The organism is Thalassotalea insulae (assembly GCF_030161395.1).
Lineage (GTDB): Bacteria > Pseudomonadota > Gammaproteobacteria > Enterobacterales > Alteromonadaceae > Thalassotalea_E > Thalassotalea_E insulae.
In genome coordinates this window covers 2,528,224-2,548,545 of the sequence record NZ_BSST01000001.1, presented here as the reverse complement: position 1 = coordinate 2,548,545, position 20,322 = coordinate 2,528,224, and the positions used below count along the sequence as shown (strand labels likewise).

At 41.0% G+C, this 20,322-nt stretch carries 17 protein-coding genes; 13 read left to right on the top strand and 4 right to left on the bottom strand.

The annotated features are described in order from the left end of the window. Positions 1–160 precede the first annotated feature (160 nt). The 4 genes from aroQ (at position 161) to QQK06_RS11595 (ending at position 2,812) form a co-directional block, all read left to right on the top strand. Complete coding sequence (gene aroQ, locus QQK06_RS11610) at positions 161–619, top strand: type II 3-dehydroquinate dehydratase (RefSeq protein WP_284244842.1); 459 nt, start codon at positions 161–163, stop codon at positions 617–619. 52 nt (positions 620–671) lie between these two features. Continuing rightward, positions 672–1,115: an acetyl-CoA carboxylase biotin carboxyl carrier protein gene (gene accB / locus QQK06_RS11605; RefSeq protein WP_284244841.1), complete on the top strand. Its 444-nt coding sequence runs from the start codon at positions 672–674 to the stop codon at positions 1,113–1,115. A 23-nt stretch (positions 1,116–1,138) separates the two neighbouring features. Then, positions 1,139–2,485 carry an acetyl-CoA carboxylase biotin carboxylase subunit gene (accC, locus tag QQK06_RS11600; protein ID WP_284244840.1) on the top strand — a complete coding sequence of 449 codons (1,347 nt, stop codon included), beginning with the start codon at positions 1,139–1,141 and terminating at the stop codon, positions 2,483–2,485. A gap of 162 nt (positions 2,486–2,647) precedes the next feature. After that, positions 2,648–2,812 carry an oxidoreductase-like domain-containing protein gene (locus tag QQK06_RS11595; RefSeq protein ID WP_284244839.1) on the top strand — a complete coding sequence of 55 codons (165 nt, stop codon included), beginning with the start codon at positions 2,648–2,650 and terminating at the stop codon, positions 2,810–2,812. A 64-nt stretch (positions 2,813–2,876) separates the two neighbouring features. On the opposite strand, the gene QQK06_RS11590 is transcribed toward QQK06_RS11595, so the two are convergent. Both QQK06_RS11590 and QQK06_RS11585 read right to left on the bottom strand, forming a co-directional pair. Further along, positions 2,877–4,088, bottom strand: a complete 1,212-nt coding sequence (locus tag QQK06_RS11590; RefSeq protein WP_284244838.1) for a multidrug effflux MFS transporter — start codon at positions 4,086–4,088, stop codon at positions 2,877–2,879. A gap of 25 nt (positions 4,089–4,113) precedes the next feature. Then, entirely contained in the window at positions 4,114–5,562 is a 1,449-nt protein-coding gene (locus QQK06_RS11585) for an aminotransferase-like domain-containing protein (protein ID WP_284244837.1), read from the bottom strand. 135 nt (positions 5,563–5,697) lie between these two features. On the opposite strand from QQK06_RS11585, the gene QQK06_RS11580 reads away from it, so the two are divergent. The 7 genes from QQK06_RS11580 to QQK06_RS11550 all read left to right on the top strand — a co-directional run bounded on the left by QQK06_RS11580 (position 5,698) and on the right by QQK06_RS11550 (position 13,184). After that, a complete protein-coding gene (locus QQK06_RS11580; protein ID WP_284244835.1) occupies positions 5,698–5,862 on the top strand; it encodes a hypothetical protein in 165 nt (54 codons plus the stop codon). Between the two features lie 2 nt (positions 5,863–5,864). Further along, entirely contained in the window at positions 5,865–6,794 is a 930-nt protein-coding gene (locus tag QQK06_RS11575) for a DMT family transporter (RefSeq protein ID WP_284244834.1), read from the top strand. A 402-nt stretch (positions 6,795–7,196) separates the two neighbouring features. Continuing rightward, positions 7,197–8,165, top strand: a complete 969-nt coding sequence (locus QQK06_RS11570; RefSeq protein WP_284244833.1) for a class 1 fructose-bisphosphatase — start codon at positions 7,197–7,199, stop codon at positions 8,163–8,165. 140 nt (positions 8,166–8,305) lie between these two features. Then, positions 8,306–9,226, top strand: coding sequence for a manganese-dependent inorganic pyrophosphatase (locus QQK06_RS11565; RefSeq protein ID WP_284244832.1), 921 nt, complete (start codon positions 8,306–8,308; stop codon positions 9,224–9,226). A gap of 339 nt (positions 9,227–9,565) precedes the next feature. Beyond that, positions 9,566–11,029: a sensor histidine kinase gene (locus QQK06_RS11560; RefSeq protein ID WP_284244831.1), complete on the top strand. Its 1,464-nt coding sequence runs from the start codon at positions 9,566–9,568 to the stop codon at positions 11,027–11,029. Continuing rightward, on the top strand, positions 11,022–11,447 hold the full coding sequence (locus QQK06_RS11555; protein WP_284244830.1) for a response regulator: 426 nt from the start codon (positions 11,022–11,024) through the stop codon (positions 11,445–11,447). Before QQK06_RS11560 ends, QQK06_RS11555 begins: the two co-directional genes overlap by 8 nt. 24 nt (positions 11,448–11,471) lie before the next feature. Beyond that, positions 11,472–13,184, top strand: a complete 1,713-nt coding sequence (locus QQK06_RS11550) for an EAL domain-containing protein (protein ID WP_284244829.1) — start codon at positions 11,472–11,474, stop codon at positions 13,182–13,184. Between the two features lie 77 nt (positions 13,185–13,261). Here the strand turns inward: QQK06_RS11550 and fadA are convergent, their stop codons facing one another. Together fadA and fadB are read right to left on the bottom strand one after the other, a co-directional pair. Next, a complete protein-coding gene (gene fadA / locus QQK06_RS11545; protein ID WP_284244828.1) occupies positions 13,262–14,425 on the bottom strand; it encodes an acetyl-CoA C-acyltransferase FadA in 1,164 nt (387 codons plus the stop codon). A 9-nt stretch (positions 14,426–14,434) separates the two neighbouring features. Further along, entirely contained in the window at positions 14,435–16,594 is a 2,160-nt protein-coding gene (gene fadB / locus QQK06_RS11540) for a fatty acid oxidation complex subunit alpha FadB (protein WP_284244827.1), read from the bottom strand. Positions 16,595–16,894: 300 nt separating this feature from the next. On the opposite strand from fadB, the gene QQK06_RS11535 reads away from it, so the two are divergent. Together QQK06_RS11535 and QQK06_RS11530 are read left to right on the top strand one after the other, a co-directional pair. Further along, positions 16,895–18,916, top strand: coding sequence for a TonB-dependent receptor plug domain-containing protein (locus tag QQK06_RS11535; protein ID WP_284244826.1), 2,022 nt, complete (start codon positions 16,895–16,897; stop codon positions 18,914–18,916). 80 nt (positions 18,917–18,996) lie between these two features. Further along, positions 18,997–20,190 carry an MFS transporter gene (locus QQK06_RS11530; RefSeq protein ID WP_284244825.1) on the top strand — a complete coding sequence of 398 codons (1,194 nt, stop codon included), beginning with the start codon at positions 18,997–18,999 and terminating at the stop codon, positions 20,188–20,190. The last annotated feature ends 132 nt before the right edge of the window (positions 20,191–20,322 follow it).

Sequence of the window (20,322 nt, the reverse complement as noted above, 5' to 3'; positions counted from 1 at the left end):
AAAGAGATTAGACCAGTATTTTGCTGCTAATTTCGGCGAAAACTCTATAATATGCGATTAATTTTATAATTTATTGCAAAATACAATTCATCATTCCATTATTACAGCAATTGTGTGATGATAACGACATAAACTATATTTACGTGGTGTTTTAACAAAGATGACAGCAAAGTTTAACATTTTAGTGCTTAATGGCCCTAACTTAAATATGCTAGGCAAGCGAGAACCTGAGATCTATGGTTCACTGTCATTAGCAACTATCATGGATGAATTAACGGATATTGCACAAAACCACAATATTAACTTAAGTCATTTGCAATCAAATGCCGAACATATATTAATCGATAAAGTTCATCAATCATTTGAACAAGTAGACTTTATCATTATCAATCCAGCAGCACTTACTCATTCAAGCATAGCCCTTAGAGACGCTCTATTGGCGGTCAATATTCCGTTTATCGAAGTTCACTTAACTAATGTTCATGCCCGAGAAGCATTTCGCCAACATTCTTATTTCTCCGATATTGCACAAGCGGTTATTTGCGGATGTGGTAAAAATGGCTATCGCTACGCATTAGATGCTGCAACAGATTGGTTAAACAATACACAGGGTAATTAAAATAATTAATTGCTTATTAGAAACTATAAAAAACAGTTTATAAGGTAATCTCATGGATATTCGTAAAATTAAAAAACTTATCGAATTAGTAGAAGAATCAGGTATTAACGAATTAGAAATCTCAGAAGGCGAAGAGTCAGTACGCATTAGCCGTGGTGGCACTATGATTGCTGCACCTATGGCTGCTCCAGCCCCGGTAGCTGCCCCTGCTCCTGCGCCAGCCTCTGCACCTGCGACAGAATCAGCCGCTGAAACCTTAAGCGGTCATATAGTACGCTCACCTATGGTAGGTACCTTCTATTCAGCAGCTTCACCTGATGCACCGGCATTTGTTGAAGTCGGTCAACACGTCAATGCCGGCGACACTTTATGTATTTTAGAAGCCATGAAGATGATGAACCAAATCGAAGCGGATAAATCTGGTGTTATTAAAGAAATTTTAGCGAGCAACGAAGACGCTATTGAATTTGATCAACCGCTATTCATCATTGAATAAGCCCAACCAGTAAGGGTAATTCCATGTTAGAAAAAGTCGTTATCGCCAACCGTGGCGAAATTGCGCTAAGAATTCTGCGCGCATGTAAAGAGTTAGGTATAAAAACGGTTGCCGTCCATTCGGTTGCCGATCGTAATTTAAAACACGTACTATTAGCAGATGAAACCATCTGTATTGGTAAAGCACCGGCTACTGACAGTTATTTAGATATTCCGAGCATTATCACTGCAGCCGAAGTCACCAATGCTGTAGCCATTCACCCTGGTTATGGTTTTTTAGCGGAAAACGCTGATTTTGCAGAACAAGTTGAGCAATCAGGCTTTACTTTTATTGGCCCGAAAGCAGAAAGTATTCGTTTAATGGGTGATAAAGTTTCAGCAATTAAAGCGATGAAAGCAGCAGGAGTACCTTGCGTACCTGGTTCTGATGGCCCATTAACTGATGATGCTGAACTAAACCTTGCTCATGGTCGACGCATCGGGTATCCGGTGATTATAAAAGCGTCCGGTGGCGGCGGTGGTCGTGGTATGCGTGTCGTTCGCGAAGAGTCTGAGTTATTAGATGCTATCCAATTAACAAAATCAGAAGCGCGCGCTGCATTCCATAATGATATGGTCTACATGGAAAAATTCCTTGAAAACCCACGTCATGTTGAAATTCAGGTGATGGCTGATGGCCAAGGTGGTGCGATTCATTTAGGTGAGCGCGACTGTTCAATGCAGCGTCGTCACCAAAAAGTAGTAGAAGAAGCACCTGCGCCTGGTATTACGCCGGAAATGCGAGCTAAGATCGGTGAGCGTTGTTGCAATGCTTGTCTCGAGATTGATTATCGCGGTGCGGGTACATTTGAATTTCTTTATGAAAATGGTGAGTTTTATTTCATTGAAATGAATACTCGTATTCAGGTAGAGCATCCAGTTACTGAAATGATCACTGGCGTAGATCTAATTAAAGAGCAATTACGTGTTGCTGCCGGGCAACCCTTATCTTATAAGCAAGAAGATATTAAAGTGTCAGGCCATTCAATTGAATGCCGTATTAATGCGGAAGATCCAAGAACCTTTATTCCTTCACCAGGTAAAATCACCCGTTTCCATCCACCAGGTGGCATGGGAGTGCGCTGGGATTCTCACATTTACGCTGATTATTCTGTGCCGCCTCATTATGATTCCATGATAGGTAAATTAATTACCTATGGCGATAATCGTGATGTTGCTATTGCGCGTATGCGTAATGCCTTAAGCGAGTTAGTGATTGACGGTATTAAAACGAATATTGCCCTACATCAAGACATCCTTAACGATCAAGGATTTGTCAATGGTGGCGCTAATATTCACTATTTAGAGAAAAAACTCTCTGAAAGTGAGTAACTCACCATTCTTGATTATTTAAGCCCTGTACTTACAGGGCTTTTTATTGTCTGATTAACCACTGTGCCATGTTGCAACTCGTGGCAATAACAAGCAAAAAATAGTAAAATAACGTTAAGTTTCTGGCAATTTTCCTTAAGCCAGTAGAAATGAGTAGTAAATATGAACGAAATAAACGAAAAGCCACTGCCTCCCGCAGATAGTGAATGTTGTGACAGTGCCTGTAATCCCTGTGTTTGGGATCATTACTATGCTGAGTTAAAAACCTGGCGCCTTAAACAGGTTGAACTGAAAGAACAGGCGGACGAAGCATCAAACGAGCAATAACTAAGCCAAGCACAGCCTCAGTTTTGTACTATCCAGCACGTCACCTATTAATCAAAGCTGTTCGTTATTCATTTACTTCTTTCGTCAACTTATTCATAAGCTGAGAGAGCAATACCACCAACATCGCACACCACATCAGCATGGCAAAAGGTAAGGCACTACCGTCATAAAAATACGCTAAGATTGGCCCGGCTAGTGATCCTATGCCAAAGCGTAACACCCCAATAACCGCAGTAGCCGTACCAGATTCCTGCGGAAATTCTAGTAAAATCAAAGCATCAGCATTTACTGCTATCATCGACAGGCTCGGCATTAAGAGTAATAACGAAATTACGGTATAAACTAAAGGCAATTGCCAATAATTAACAAACACCAAACAAGTAGCAGCAAATAAAGCCTGTATTAGGCCGTAACTCAGCATAGTTCGAGACCCTTTACGAACCACTAGTCTGGTATTGATAAAATGAGCGGTCATTAGGCCCAACACATTGATGGCAAACAGCATACTAAAAGTAAATTCTGATACCTGGTAAACCTTAATATAAACAAAAGAAATAGAGGTGATAAAGGCAAAAAACGCCAAAGAAACCACCATAGAAGTAATCAAATCAAAACGCGCTTTTTTATGCGCGAACACAATTTTATAACGCTGGATAAAGCTAATATTTGCAGATGACAGTTGATGCTCAACGTCAGGCAAGTACACCATTGCCAAGAGCAACACAATCACGCTATAACCAGCCAAAACAAAAAATATCGTTTGCCAGCTGTTGAGTAACAATACGCTGCCCATCGTAGGTGCAACCATAGGCGCTAACATCATGATCATCGAGACATAAGAAAAACCTTTCGCGGTATTTTTACCGTAGCGTTCTCGTATTGTTCCCGGTACGACCACAGTTGCAGCGCTACTGATAAATGCCTGGATAAAGCGTACCCCAATAAACTGATTAATAGAGGAAACAAATGGTAAACAGAAGCTTGCTAGCGCAAAGCCCGTTAGCCCAACTATTACCAGTTTTCGTCGGCTAAATTTGTCTGATAACGGACCAAAAAACAATAACCCTAAAGCATAACCTAATAGATAAACACTTAAGCTATTTTGCACACTCGGAATTTCAGTATTAAATTGCTCTGCAAGTATCGGCATTGCAGGCAAATACATATCAATCGCCAGCGGTGACACTGCGATAATTGACGCCAATAACGGAAGTAGAAACGCTAATGGTAGTTTACGCTGTTCATTACTAAGATCTATGCTATCTGATGATTTCATTAATTATTATTTAACCAGGTTAGGGTTATTTATTAACAGGATATTGATGCACTAATTCACCTAAGGTTTTGATCGCCTTTTCGATAGCTTCACACCAACGGACACCAAAACTAATACGCATATAGTTTTTGTATTTTCCGGAAGGAGAGAATATTTCGCCAGGGGCAAAACTGACCCCTTTTTCAATCGCCTGAAAAAACAGTTCTTTGGTATCAACATGAGATCGACAACGCACCCATAACACACTGCCGCCCCGAGGCTGAGAAATACACACTTCTTTAGGAAAATGCTCAGCGATTAATGCTCGCATCCGCTCACAATTATAACGTAAGGTTTTTCTAAGCACTTGTAAGTGACGATCATATTCACCGCTTAACAAATAATCCGTTAATGTCCACTGCTGCAACATAGTAGTTGAGCACGATATTGCCCGTTTAACTCGCTTAGCTTCTTCCTCATATTTACCCGGAATTAGCCAACCAATACGATAACCTGGTGCTGCAGTTTTAGAAAAAGATGAGCAAGACATCACCAACCCTTTTTCCGAATATAGCTGTGCTGGTACCGGACGTTGTTCTGTTAAGTAGATATCACTATAGACTTCGTCTTCTATTAACGGGATATCACGAGATTCCAACAACTGCACCAATGCCTGACGGTGTTCGTTCGACATCATAGAACCCAGTGGGTTATTGATCGCAGTCGAAAACAAACAAGCTTTAACCGGATGTTGTTCTAAGACTTTAGCTAATTCATCGACACAAACACCATCTTCAGTACAGGTATATACCTCCAGCGCTTTCATCCCCAGGCTTTCGATAAGCTCAATCAAACCGAAATAACACGGTGACTCAACCGCGATAATATCGCCGCGCTGCGCCACACATTGCAAGGCAATTGCAATTGCTTCCTGTGCACCATTAGTGATCACCATATCCTGATGATTCACATCAATACCCAGCTCCTGATACCTTAATGCTATGGTTAAACGTAATTTAGCATCGCCATTTAACGGACCATAACTGACCGCCTTCGCTGAAACCCGGCTTAAAACAGTACGCATTAAACGAGCCAGCGCTTTATCAGGTGGATGGGCATTAACCGGATTAGAGATCCCTAACGCAACCGTATCAGGCAGATGAATCGCATCATAAACCTGTTCAATTAGACTGCGACATGACACTTCTACTGGTTGACAACAAGCCCACTTTGCCGGCATTGGCAATAAAGTTCTCGCCTGTTTTGCTTTCAAGTAATAACCAGATTGTGGCCGGGCACAAATCATGCCCTGACGCTCCAATTCTATATATGCTTGTTTTATCGTAGGAACACTAATTTCAAATTGCTGGCTGAGCTTACGCAAACTCGGCAACTTATCGCCGGGCTTTAAAATGCCACTTTCAACTTGTCGCTCAATAAAATCGATGACTTGTTGATACAAAAATTCTGGTGCTGATTTATCAAGTAATCGCATAAACTGTATAGGTTCTATTTCTATTTTTTTGTATATGTTATTAAAACAAATTATCCGTAAACTGTCTATCAACATACATTAGTAGATATCAGGCTATCAGCCCTAGTGCTAACAACAGCTTTATTGGAGATGACGATGACTTTTGCTTATTTGATTAAACAACTTGTACAACAATGGATTAATGTAATGGCAAATAATCAGTTAGCACAAACACTGATTGTTCAGGAATCGCCATCCATTCCGCTAGCAAAGCAAATTGAACGTATCTGTTGCCTTTCTCGACAGCAAGGGCAAGACTAACGATGAACAATAGCCTGTTATACTTGATCACAGTGCTGATCTGGGGGTCAACTTGGATCGCTATTAATTACCAGTTAGGCGACGTCGCCCACGAAGCGTCTTTAAGTTATCGATTTGGTTTGGCGGCGTTAATACTGTTTGCTTATTGTAAGCTGAAAAACCAATCACTGCGTTTTAATGCTAAACAACACTTACAACTAATTTTGTTTGGTATGACGCTATTTAGCTGTAACTATTATTTGTTGTACAATGCCCAGCAATATATTAATTCTGCACTCACCTGCATCGCGTTTTCCTTAATTCTGTTTGTTAACATTATTAATGCCCGTCTCTGGTATCAGACCAAGATCACCATTCGCGCCTATCTAGGTGGTGCTATCGGTATTCTAGGAATTGTCACTCTATTCTGGCCAGAAGTTCATCAAACAACTTTTGATCATCAGGCAATACTAGGACTCGCTCTTTGTTTTATCGCCACGTTGTTTGCTTCAACGGGTAATATGCTGTCAATGCGCAATCAAAAGCAGGGACTGGCATTATTGCCAACCACCTTCTGGGGGATGTTTTATGGTGCTCTATTTATGGCACTAATGAATATAGTTCAAGGGAAACCGTTCATTTTTTCAATGACGTTCTCTTATATTTCGTCATTAATATATCTCGCAGTGTTTGGTTCTGTTGTGGCATTTACCTGTTATTTAACACTACTCAATAATATCGGTGCTCATAAGGCCTCATATAGCACGATAATGTTTCCAGCGGTTGCTGTGATCATCTCGACATTTGTTGAGAACTTTCAGTGGAGTGGATTTACTTTCTTTGGTCTATTACTGATTTTTATTGGCAATATTATCGTGCTGACCCCGACTAAAATATTACAGAGATTTAACCCAAGATTTTACCAAACGAGTAACACCGCAAAGGTCGTTTAGCACTACCTGCTTTCGTGGAATTGCACTACTGTTGTGCTAATTGCACTGCGACTTGAGGACTCCTTCCCCTCAAGTCGTTTTTCATCCTTTCGCAATCTCGGCTGAAAAAGACGACAAGAACAATAAAAAGTCGCTTAAGGTTGTGGCCATACATAACAGCCATTGAGTTAAAATTTATCCGTTTAACACTACAGATAAGCAGCAATTTATTGTTATAATTAGCAATGAAAGCGAGAGTGAAAGGTTTCAGTTTTCATTGCTATGCTTACTTTAACGCTAAAAAACGATAAACTTTAACGTACCTACTTTTACTTAGTCAGTGTATAGCTGCCAGCAGAAGTAAAAAGAAACAATAACTAATTTACTCAAAAAGAGTATTTCACTAAAGAATTAGGTAAAACCATGCAGCGACTTGCCCCAGCTTTACGTCAGGATAATGTACCTTTAGATTTGATTTCATTAATAAAAACCATTTTAGCAGCGACCAAAGAAATTTCTTTTCGCGTCAGTCAGGCACATTTAGGAGGCTTATTAGGCTCTACCTTAGATGAAAACATTCAGGGTGAAGTACAAAAAAAGCTAGATGTTGTTGCAAATGAATTATTTAAAGATATTCTGCTTGAGTCTGGCTTTGTTAAAGCGATTTCCTCTGAAGAAGAAGACACTTCAGTAGCCGGTGACCCAAACGGCAAGTTTATCGTTTCTTTTGATCCTCTCGATGGCAGCTCCAACATCGATATTAATTCATTAATAGGTACCATCTTCTCCATTCACCAAGCCCCTGAAGACATGGCTGCCGATAATCCGGATATGTTCAAACAGCCAGGTCATAAGCAGGTTTGTGCTGGTTATGTCCTTTATGGTCCATCCACGATGTTAGTAATGACCACAGGTAAAGGCACCCACTTTTATGTATTAGATAGAACCCATGGGGGCTATTTGCTGGTAGAGCGCAATGTGCAAGTGCCTCAGGATACCCAAGAATTCGCAATAAATATGTCAAACCAAAGGTTCTGGCAGCAACCAATGAAAAATTACATTCATGATTTGGTGCTAGGTGAAAAGGGCCCTCGCGGCAAAAATTTCAATATGCGCTGGATAGCAGCCATGGTTGGAGATATTCACCGAGTATTAACCCGCGGTGGTATTTTCACTTACCCTGCTGACAACAAAAACCAGGAAAAACCTTATAAATTACGTTTGATGTATGAAGCCAATCCAATGAGTTTTTTAATTGAACAGGCAGGTGGTTTAGCCATGACTTCACAAGGTCGTATTATGGATATAGAACCGGATAGCATTCATCAACGAGTGGAAGTGATCATGGGTTCGAAAAACGAAGTCGAAACCTGCTTAAGCTACTATCAATAAGTACAATAACTAAAAGCTTCCCCTTTTAGTCACTATATTCTCAAAAGAAAGCTACTTATACTTTAAGTGGCTTTTTTTTATTCATGAAAGTTTGTTAAAATAGCGTTAGTTTACTGATTAACGCCATATGAGATTAAAATATGCCACATTATGTTGTCGGACATAAAATTCCGGATTCTGATTCAATTTGTTCAGCGATTGCGCTTTCTTATCTAAAAACTACCTTAGGTGAAGAGACGGTACCTGCACGTTTAGGTGAATTATCACCTGAGACGCTATTTATTTTAGATAAATTTGGCTTTGAACAACCTGAGCTTAAAATGAGCTATGCAGGTGAATGCTTATATATTGTTGACCATTCAGAACGTACACAGGGCCCTGATGATATCGATGATGCCACTATTTTAGGTATTATCGACCATCACAAACTGGGCGATATTACTACCTCGACGCCATTAGAGTGCTGGATCCGTCCGGTAGGATGTACCAATACTATTATCAAGATGATGTACGATTTCCACAATGTTGAAATCCCGAAGAACATCGCCGGCGCCATGATGTGCGCGATCTTATCTGATACCGTTATCTTTAAGTCGCCAACCTGTACCACCGCCGATATCAAATGTGTTGAGGCATTAGCTGAAATAGCAGGCATTGACGATCCAAAAGCCTTAGGCATGGAAATGTTTAAAGTAAAATCGGCTGTTGAAGGCACACCAATCCGCGACTTAGTATTACGTGACTTTAAAGACTTTGATATGAATGGTAACTTAGTCGGTATTGGTCAGTTAGAAGTGATCGACCTCGCCATCTTTGACAACATCAAAGAACAGCTAGAAGCTGATATCGCCAAGCTTAAAGCCGAAGGTAATCGCCATAGCGTTATGTTGTTATTAACCGACATTATGAAAGAAGGTTCGGAAGTACTAGTAGTCAGTGACAACGATAACTTAACCGAAAAAGCCTACGGTAAAGCATCAGAAAATGGTCGAGTATGGTTAGACGGTGTACTTTCTCGTAAGAAACAGGTGGTACCACCATTACAAGACTCGTTAGCTTAAAAGTTAGTAAGTCAAATTTGAATGAAAGCCCAATAACAAACTTTGCTATTGGGCTTTATTTTTACGAAAATGTTATTAGCACAGCTCTTTCCCTAAGAGCAGATATATGGCTATAACAACTTCAATCAGAATGAACTGGCGATAAAGTTAGAGCGTTTGAAGATATTTCCTAAGCTGCTAATAAAACATTTATTATTACTTGGAACCAGCCCGTAGAACGGGTAGTTTCATCTGTCACGCAACAAAAGTTTCATCAAAAACATTGCGACTAAAACTCGCTTTTATTGTACTTCTGCACTATAAAAAGACATAGGCGCTTTTTAAAATAATTACTATTATATGGATATAAAGACACGGTTCTCGTTAGAAGAGCAGCAACTGGGTTTGCTAGTAAATATTATTCCTTCCGGTGCCATAGTGGTCGACTCACTAGGCAATATATTACATTGTAATCATGAACTTGCTAACACCTTAGGTTATCAACTGGAAGAATTGGCTGATAGCAATATAGAAAAGCTGTTGCCAGAAGAATACCGTAGTAGGCATCAATCACTGATGCAGCACTTTTTAACATCCCCAGCAAAGCGGCAAATGGGGGCAGGCAGAGAACTATTTGCCTTAAAAAAAGATGGCGAAAAAATCCCGATAGAAATAGGCTTAAATCCTATTGAGGTCGATGGTCATACTCTAGTACTAGCTACACTAGTCGACATTTCTGCCCGCCTGCAAGCCAATCAAATGTTTAAAAACTCTGTCAGCCACGCCCCATATGGCGTACTGGTCGTCAGTCAAGAAGGGACTATCTCGTTCGCCAACACCTCATTATGCAGCTGTTTCGGCTATAGCATAGACGAACTGGTTGGTCAGTCAATTGAAATGCTGCTACCGCTGCGTTATCGCAATGGTCATCAGCATTTAAGACAATCTTATACTGAACAGCCAAGCGTCAGAATGATGGGAGTCGGTCGAGATTTAACGGCTCTACACGCTGATGGCAGAGAGTTTCCGATAGAAATAGGCTTAAAGCCGTTTGTTGACGAAAACAACAATAAAATGATCTTGGTTTCACTGGTGGATATTACCACTCGAAAACGCATGGAAAATAAACTTAAAGAGACCAACACCAATCTTGAAGAATTTACTTATGTAGCCTCCCATGATTTGCGCTCCCCTCTGCGCGGCATATCAGATCTTCTGGAATGGATTAAAGAAGACTTACCAGCAGAACGTTCACCAGATATTGATAAAAACATCGACCGTATTTCCATACGAGTCGATAAGATGGAGACTATGATTAACAACCTGCTCTCCTATGCCCGTGCCGGGAATATTCAATCCGATATTCGCTCGATTAATATAAAAGAACTCATCGACAATACCTTAGCACTTTTGGAAATTCCAAAATCATTTAAACTGACACTCGACATTTCAGAAGGTCAAATAAGATCAACCCTGACCCCACTGGAAACCATTTTACGCAACGTGATCAGCAACGCTATTAAGCACCATGACCAGGAAGCAGGCACCATCAATATTGCCTGCCACCGCGAAAATAGCATGTTGCACTTTGCCGTTTCTGATGATGGCCCCGGTATCCCAGAAGCTGCAACAGAGCGGATATTCAGGTTATTTCAAACGGTCACTTCCTCAGAAAGAGGCAACTCCGGCATCGGCTTATCTGTTTGTCGACGTTTAGCAGAAACCCATGGTGGACGCATATGCGTAGAAAATAACAGTCCGGAAAAAGGCGCAACTTTTCATATTTGGTGGCCGCGTTTTATAAGGAAAGATACCCATGATTAAAAACCTCAATATCTTATTAGTGGAAGACGATGATGTTGCCGCAGAAGCTGTGGTCAGAAGCTTATCGAAAGTAGCGCCGAATATCCCTATTGTATTGGCAACTCATGGCAAAGAGGCACTCGATATATTGCGGGCTGATGAAGAATATAGCCCTTTAAAGCGCCCGCTAATTATTTTACTAGATCTTAATATGCCAGTTATGAACGGCTTAGAGTTTTTAGAGGTAGTGAGAACCTCGTCAGATCTGAAAGATTTAGTCATTTTTGTCTTAACAACATCAGACTCAGAAACTGACCGTACTCAGGCGTACTATCATAATGTCGCCGGTTACATGGTAAAGTCTGCTGTTGGGCCGCAATTTTCAAAGCTAGCATCGTTATTACTCAGCTATCAAACAGCTGTAGAAATGACGCCATAAAGCCCTATAAGGATATAGGTATAGATGAATACTAGTGACTTAAAGCTACTTGTAGTCGATGATGACGATGTCGATAGAGAAAAAATACGTCGCTTGTTGAAGCTGGTTGATTTACCAGCTTCCATTGAAGAAGCTTCATCTGTTAAAGACTCTATTGCAGTTATAAAAAATAGTGACTACGACTGTATTATTGTTGATTATCGCCTCGGTAACGAAGACGGCCTGAAGTTACTAAACCAAATTCGTACCCAATTAGATAAAAATTGTGCTGTTATTATTATCACCGGCTTAGGTAGTGAGGAAGTTGCAGCAGAAGCCATGCGTCTAGGAGCCAGTGACTACTTAATTAAAAACCACTTAAAGGCAACTCAACTACTCCATGCAATTTTAAACGCCATTAGTAAAGCTAAATATGAGCAAGAAATTAATGAGCTTGCCCATTTTGACAATTTAACTGGCCTTGTTAGTCGGCCATTATTATTGGACAGGTTAAGACAAACCATTAAACATATTGAAAGACAAGAAAAGCTAGCCGCATTGGCTTTTATCGATTTAGATCACTTCAAACCGATAAATGATAATCACGGTCATGACGCTGGTGATTTTGTTCTCGTTGAAATAGCAAAAAAATTAACTTATACGCTACGTACCAGTGATACTATAGCCAGAATAGGAGGCGATGAATTCGTACTACTGCTAGACGACATTAATGACATTGAGGAGTGTGAAGATTTACTTAAACGTGTCCTATTAATTTTAAGTGTGCCAATACAATTACCTAATGAGTCCTTTGTTAAAATATCAGCCAGTATTGGCGTAACTATTATTCACGATGCTAAATTAGACGCAGATACAATATTACGCCGCGCCGATCAAACCATGTATCAGGCAAAAAATTCTGGTCGCAATAAAATTTCATTTTTTGATCCAGAAGAAGAAAAAAAACAAGTTCAGCTGAGAAAATTACTGACCGAAGTTGGTGCCGCAATAGACAGCAAACAATTTAATTTGTTATATCAACCTAAGATTAACAGCATAACTAATGAATTCATTGGTGTCGAAGCGCTAATTCGCTGGCATCATCCTGAGCAAGGAGTACTTTCACCTAGCTACTTCTCACACGCGTTAGAACATTCAGCGATGGGAATTAAAATAGGTGAATGGGTCATCAACCATGCTCTAAAGCAATGTGCACTTTGGCGTAAAGCCGGTTATAACATTCAGGTCAGTATCAATATTACGCCCGCTCATATTCTCAAAAGAGATTTTATCGATCGCTTACACGAAAGTTTAATTGATTACCCTAAAAGTATTTACTCTCTACTAGAAATTGAGGTACTGGAATCAGTATCAATAGCAAATATTGATGAGGCAGTGGAAGTATTAAGTAAATGCCAAGCACTAGGCATTAACATTGCCTTAGACGATTTTGGTACCGGCTTCGCCTCGCTCAATTATTTAAAACAATTACCGCTTAACACATTAAAAGTAGATAGAGCTTTTATCCAAAATATTAAAACAGATAAAAAAGATGAGGCGATCGTAAAAAGTATTATCGGGCTAAGTAAAGATTTTAACTACCGATTGATTGCAGAAGGTATTGAAACAAAAGCACAATTGAAGAAATTCCAATCATTAGGGGGAGAAATAGTACAAGGCTACTATTATGCGAAGCCAATGGCAGCCGATAAGCTTATTCCTTGGATAATAGCTAAAAACTTCCGTTACAATAAATAAACCAACAAATAAAAACGCCAAGCTCCTTTATTACGGCTTGGCGTTTTTTAATACTTTATTCGCTATCAATAAACGCGTTATACACGCTCAATAATAGTCGCAATACCTTGGCCTAAACCGATACACATAGTTGCAAGTCCAAGGTTAACATCTTGTCCTTCCATCAAGTTCAATAACGTCCCGGTAATACGAGTCCCAGAGCATCCTAACGGGTGACCTAGGGCAATAGCACCGCCATTAAGGTTAACCATATCTTCGGCACGCTCTTCTAACCCTAATGCACGAACACAAGATAACGCTTGAGCGGCAAATGCTTCATTAAACTCTGCTAATTCAATGTCTGCAAGCGATAAGCCTGCACGTTTTAATGCCTTTTTCGTTGCGGGAACCGGACCAAACCCCATAGTCGATGGATCGCAGCCTGCAACCCCCATTCCACGGATTTTAGCTCTAGGCGTTAAACCAAGTTCCTTGGCACGATCAGCAGACATTACTAACATCGCTGACGCTCCATCTGACAATGCTGAAGACGTACCAGCAGTAACAGTACCATTAGCAGGATCGAACACTGGTCGTAACCCTGCTAGCGTCTCGACAGTGGTTTCCGGACGGATCACTTCATCGTGCTCTATTAAAGATAAAGCCCCAATAGCATCGTGGCCTTGGGTAGCAACAATTTCATTAGCCCAGCGGCCTTCTAATGTTGCCTGGTGTGCTCTTTGATGTGAGCGGGCAGCAAACGCATCCTGTTGTTCACGAGTGATGCCATGTTGTTTACCCAATAATTCTGCGGTTAACCCCATGTTGCCGGCCGCACGAGAAATATACTTGCTTAATGCCGGATCAAAATCTACGTCATACATCATAGGCACATGGCCCATATGCTCTACGCCACCAACAATAAAGACATCTCCCTGACCCGCCATGATATTAGTAGTGGCATCATGCAAGGCTTGCATTGATGAACCACATAAACGATTGACGGTGACCGCGCCAACATGTTTAGGGATATCCGTTAATAACTGGGCATTACGGGCAATATTAAAGCCCTGCTCTTTAGTTTGCTTAACATTCCCCCAGATAATATCGTCTATTAATCCTGGATCTAAATTAGGGTTACGCACTAATAACTGTTGCATCAGATGTGCAGACAGTGTCTCTGCACGAACATTACGGAAAACGCCCGCCTTCGAGCGTCCCATTGGTGTACGAATAGTATCGATAATTACGACATCTTTCATGAGAGGCTCCTACGCTTGTTTAACATCAGTTGTAAAATATGATTGGCCTGAGGCAGCCATGGTTCTTAAACCATCGGTTACCTGATAAATTTCACCTAAATGCGCATATTTATCTGCCATAGCAATAAAGTTATCTAACCCTAAGGTTTCAAGATAACGAATTGGACCACCTCTAAACGGTGGGAAACCTAAGCCGTAAATTAACCCCATATCCGCTTCAGCTGCACTATCAACGACGCCTTCTTCTAAACAACGAATCACTTCATTAACCATAGGGATCATTAAGCGGGCAATAATTTCATCAGCAGTAAACTCTTTTTGTTCCACTTGAAACAGATCGTATGCGGCCTGCGCTGCTACTTTGGTTGGCTTACCACGTTTATCTTTACCGTAATCAAAGAAGCCCCCACCATTTTTCTGGCCTAAACGATCAGCCTGATACAAGGCACTAACCGGATCGTTAGTAATTTTAGCCATTCGTGTTGGGAAACCTTCCGACATCACACCGGTACAGTGATCTGCAGTGTCGATACCAACAACATCAAGTAAATACGCAGGTCCCATCGGCCAGCCAAATTGTTTTTCCATCACTTTATCTACCGCAACAAAGTCAGCACCTTCGAGCAATAATTGGCTAAAACCGGCAAAATATGGAAATAACACCCGGTTGATGTAAAAACCTGGACAGTCGTTCACTACAATCGGCGACTTACCCATTTTAGCGGCATATGCAACGACGGCGGCAACCGTTTCATCGGATGTTTCACTGCCACGGATCACTTCCACTAACGGCATTTTATGCACCGGATTAAAGAAGTGCATGCCACAGAACTTATCTTTTCGTTTCACACTTTGTGCTAGCAAATCAATAGAAATAGTAGAAGTATTTGAAGTGACAATAGCGTCTTCACTAACATGACTTTCCACTTCCGCTAACACTGCAGCTTTCACTTTAGGGTTTTCAACTACCGCTTCAACAACAATATCAACATCTTTAACGCTGTCATAACTTAAAGTTGGCGTTATATTATTTAACACACCAGCCATTTTCTTAGCGTTAATACGACCACGATCGGCAAGCTTTGATAAGATACCGGCAGCCGTGGTTAAACCCAGATCCAACGCCTGGTTATTAATATCTTTCATGACAATCGGGGTGCCTTTATAGGCGGATTGATAAGCGATCCCGCCACCCATAATACCAGCACCTAATACTGCAGCACGATCAACAGATTTCGTTGCTAACTTACCAGCCTTTTTCGCTTTTCCTTTAACCACCTGATCAGCCAGAAACAGACCAATTTGCGCAGTCGCAGCATCAGTTTTAGCTAACTTAGCAAACCCCTGATTTTCCAATGCCATGGCACCTGCACGATCTAAACCTGCTGCTGCCTCAATCGTACTAACCGTTACCATAGGCGCGGGATAATGCTTACCGGCTTTAGCCGCGATCATGCCCTTACAAGTGGTAAAAGTCATGACACTTTCAGTTGGTGATAGTTTTAGCGGCTCCAGTTTCGGCTGACGTTTGGCGCGCCAATCCAATTTACCATCTATCGCTTGTTGTAAGGTTTTAAGTGCCGCTTCACGTAAACCTTCCGGTGCGACTACCGCATCTAACACCCCAACTGCTAATGCTTGCTCTGGTTTATGCGCTTTACCAGTCGACATCCACTCAACGGCATTATCAGCGCCAATGATACGTGGTAAACGTACCGTGCCACCAAAGCCAGGCATTAAGCCTAATTTCACTTCCGGTAGCCCGATAGAGCAGGTACTGTCGGCAATACGGTAATCACAAGCCAAAGTCATTTCACAGCCGCCACCTAAGGCAAAACCGTTAATCGCTGCTACGGTCGGCATGTTTAAATCTTCAAAGCTGTCAAATACGTCCGAGCCCGCTTTAATCCACGGCACCAGTTCATCTTCTGGTTTTTTGAACATGTCCAAAAATTCAGTAATGTCAGCGCCAACGATAAAGCTAGACTTACCAGACGTTACCAATACACCTTTTGCCTCGCTGCAATTATTGATGGCAGCTACAATTTCTCGATATTCTTTAAATGTTTCCTGATCAAACTTATTTACTGAACCTTCGGCATCGAACTTAAATTCAACAATACCGTTGTCCAACAGCTCGGCAGAAAGGCTCTTGCCTTGAAATAACATGCCTGGTCTCCTCAATTAAATGTCGGGTGAACAATCGTGCTTTTTTTAACGCGTGTCGATCTTTCAAGTTTGCTTTTTCAGCCAAGCTCATACAGCAAAGCTCAACACGTTCTAATAATAGTTGATTGAGTGTGCCTTGAAAGAAATGGAAAAGCAAATTTTTTAAACAAGCGTTTTAATTAAGCGTATTAATTTGAGTAATTATTAAAGCCAAGCTATTAATAGGGTTAGGATCACAAGTTTTTTGATGATATAAGTTTTGTATCAAGTTCCTATAACTTTAAATGCCAAAGGATATGAATGAGCCGAATACCAAAGTATTTACCAGCACTGCTAGTGGTAACGTGTAACAGCGGCGCTAATTCACTCGATGATATTTTTTCCCTGTCCCTTAAGCAATTAATGCAGACACCTGTCAGCATAGCAACGGTCAGTGAAACAACAGCTTTGACTGCGCCGGCCAGTATTTCGTTCTTAACTCGCTCAGACATCGAAAACTTAGGGGTAAAGTCGCTAGTCGAGCTTATGAACCATATTCCAGGTTTTTATGCGTCCTATAACTCAATAGAGGGCAATGATTCCTACATGGTCAGCCGTGGTCATGCCCAAAAATATGCCAATACTATTTTATTTTTGCTCAATGGTCAGAGAATTAATGAAGACTACACCGGCGGGATCAATTATTTAATACGTGCATTTAAACTCAGTCAGGTTGAACGTGTTGAAGTGATCAGAGGGCCAGGTTCTGCGCTTTATGGTGCTAATGCCTTTAATGGCGTTATTAACATAATCACCAAAATTCAACCCGAATTGACTGTCTCCGCTGGTACACTCAATTCCCGACAGGCCAGCATAGCATGGCAATACACAGTTAATGACTGGGAACTAGGTTTTTCATTCGACAAAGAGCGACAGGATGGCGAAACCTACCGGATGATATTTGACCGTTTTGCCATCGAACAACAAACCTCAGATCCTCATAAAAGCTCACAGGCAATGTTCGCAGTTAACTATCGAAATTTTAAGTGGTTAACGCTATATAAAAACTACCAATTCGAACAGTTTTATCTTTTTCGCCGGGTTAACAATCAGGCCAATCAACTACAGCAGAATAACTTAATTCATCAGCTTAGTTATACATTGAACTTAACTGACGATAAACAGTTAGCTTTTAGTGGCCAGTGGCATCAGGGTCACCGCCGCTCGGTAGCCATGCTACAACCCCAAAATGACGATATATTTGCAGCCGCACCTTTGCTGTTTGGCGAACATTTTTCCTATGACAATAAACAGGCAGGCGTTGATTTTATCTATCCGATCAACGAGATGTTTGAGCTCTCTTCCGGTATTGACTGGAGTTTAAGTAAATTACCAAACGCTGCGATTAAAAGTAACTACAATCTTTACGGCGATCTGGAGTACCTGGATGATATAACGGTTTTTGGTGAGAGCAATCAAAGAATCGTACTCGACACTCGTCGCAAAACACTAAGTGGTTATTTACAGTTACAAACTCATTGGTCGACGAAACTCAGTCTGACGGCAGGGCTAAGATTAGACACCTATAACGACATCGCCAACAGAACCAATCCAAGAGTTGCTTTAGTTTATCAAGCCGATAACCATCATATATTTAAGTTGGCCTACAATGAAGCTTACCGCGTGCCATCACTGGGTGATTTGTATGACGAAGAAAGCGGGCTGGTTGACGGTAACCAAACGTTAAAACCAACGGTATTAAAATCGGCAGAAGTTAATTACCAATACATCAGTAACGACTTCTTTTTTTCCTCCACCCTGTTTGAAAACCATATTTCCGATTTAATTGGTTTTGATACCAGTAACGATATCACCCAATTAGCCAATATTTCTTCCAATCAGACGAGCGGACTAGAAAATGAATGGCGCTGGACTATCAACCCACAATGGCAGTTACATGGTCACTTTAGCTACATCTTCCGTAACCATTCAAAGGTTGATGCAACGGCGATGTTACTCCCTTCCGAATTACTGGCCCCAAAAAGCTATGGACTCTTGGGCGTTAACTGGCAAATTAGCGACAAGTGGCAAAACAACATACAACTTCATTGGCGCAGCCGTATCGATACTTTAACCGATAAACATTCGTTAACTTTACTTAATTTACATAGCCGCTATTTGCTAAATGACAAAAATACCCTTACTTTAACGGTCAAAAATCTTTTGGATAAAGACTATCAGCACGCCACTATCACCACGATAGGCGAAATAGACGATCAGCCATTACGACAATTACCGGCGCGAGGACAACAAATAACCGTTGAATATCAACACAGTTTTTGATCAGGTATCGTGCGTTTAATTAATGGCTATTAAACACCAATTGGTTAAAATAGTTCTTTAACTCACAATAACCAATCGCCATGAAACTCTCCGCAAAACTGAATTCCCCTGAAAACCTGCTTTTAGCGATGGCCTTTATTATGCCGTTGGTTTTTTCTGTCTGGATGGCATTGCTAAATAACTTTGTTATTGAAAAAGCCCAGTTTACAGGTAAAGAAATCGGCATTTTACAAAGCCTACGAGAAATACCTGGCTTTCTAGCATTTACGGCAATTTACCTGCTGTTATTTATTCGAGAACAAAAGTTTGCGTTGGCTGCTCTGGGACTCACCGCCTTTGGCGTAGCAATTACCGGTTATTTTCCAAGTGCTATCGGCTTATATGTCACCACTGTGATCATGTCAGTTGGTTTTCATTATTTTGAAACTATTAGCCAATCACTGACGCTGCAATGGATTGATAAAGACAAGGCAGCCCATTTTATGGGGCGTATGTTATCAGCTAAGTCTATCGCTTCATTACTGGCCTACAGCAGCATCTGGCTGCTGATGGAATGGTTGTCCTGGTCTTATCAGGCAACATACACTTTGTTTGGCGGCTTAGCCCTTACCTTAACATTATTATTAGCACTAAGTTTCCAGCAGTTTCCAATTGAAGCCGAGCAGGAAAAGAAACTAATCTTACGCAAGCGCTACTGGCTATTTTATGCATTAACCTTTTTCAGTGGCGCCCGCCGGCAAATTTTTGTTGTCTTCGCTGGCTTTTTAATGGTTGAGAAATTTCATTATAGTGTTGCCGATATTAGTGCTCTGTTCTTGATTAACTATGTTTTTAATTGGTTATTTGCCGCTAAAATCGGCAAGCTGATCGGCATTATTGGTGAGCGTAAAGTCCTGCGTTTTGAATATATCGGCTTGATTATTTTGTTTATCGCCTATGGCTTGGCTGAAAATGCCACCTTTGCTGCGATCTTATATGTTATCGACCATTTATTTTTTGCATTGGCGATTGCGATAAAAACCTATTTCCAGAAGATCGCAAAGCCAGAAGATATTGCTGCTAGTGCGGGGGTTAGTTTTTCTATCAATCATATCGCTGCGGTCGTCATCCCGGTATTGCTTGGTATGGTATGGCTCATTAACTCGTCTTTAGTGTTTTATGTCGGTGCAGGCTTTGCCTGCTGTTCATTATTGTTATCGCTGCAAATTCCGCTTAACCCAAGTCAAGGGACTGAACTACGTCGAGATGAAGTTTTACCAGTTAACGCACAATAGTCCACTCATTTGACTGCCATCACATGCTGTTGCCATAGACTTTATAGTAACAGCGTTGTTAATGCAGAATTACAGGTATAAAAAAGCTGAGTAAAAATACTCAGCTCTATTTGCGGCAATTTTTCTGCGATT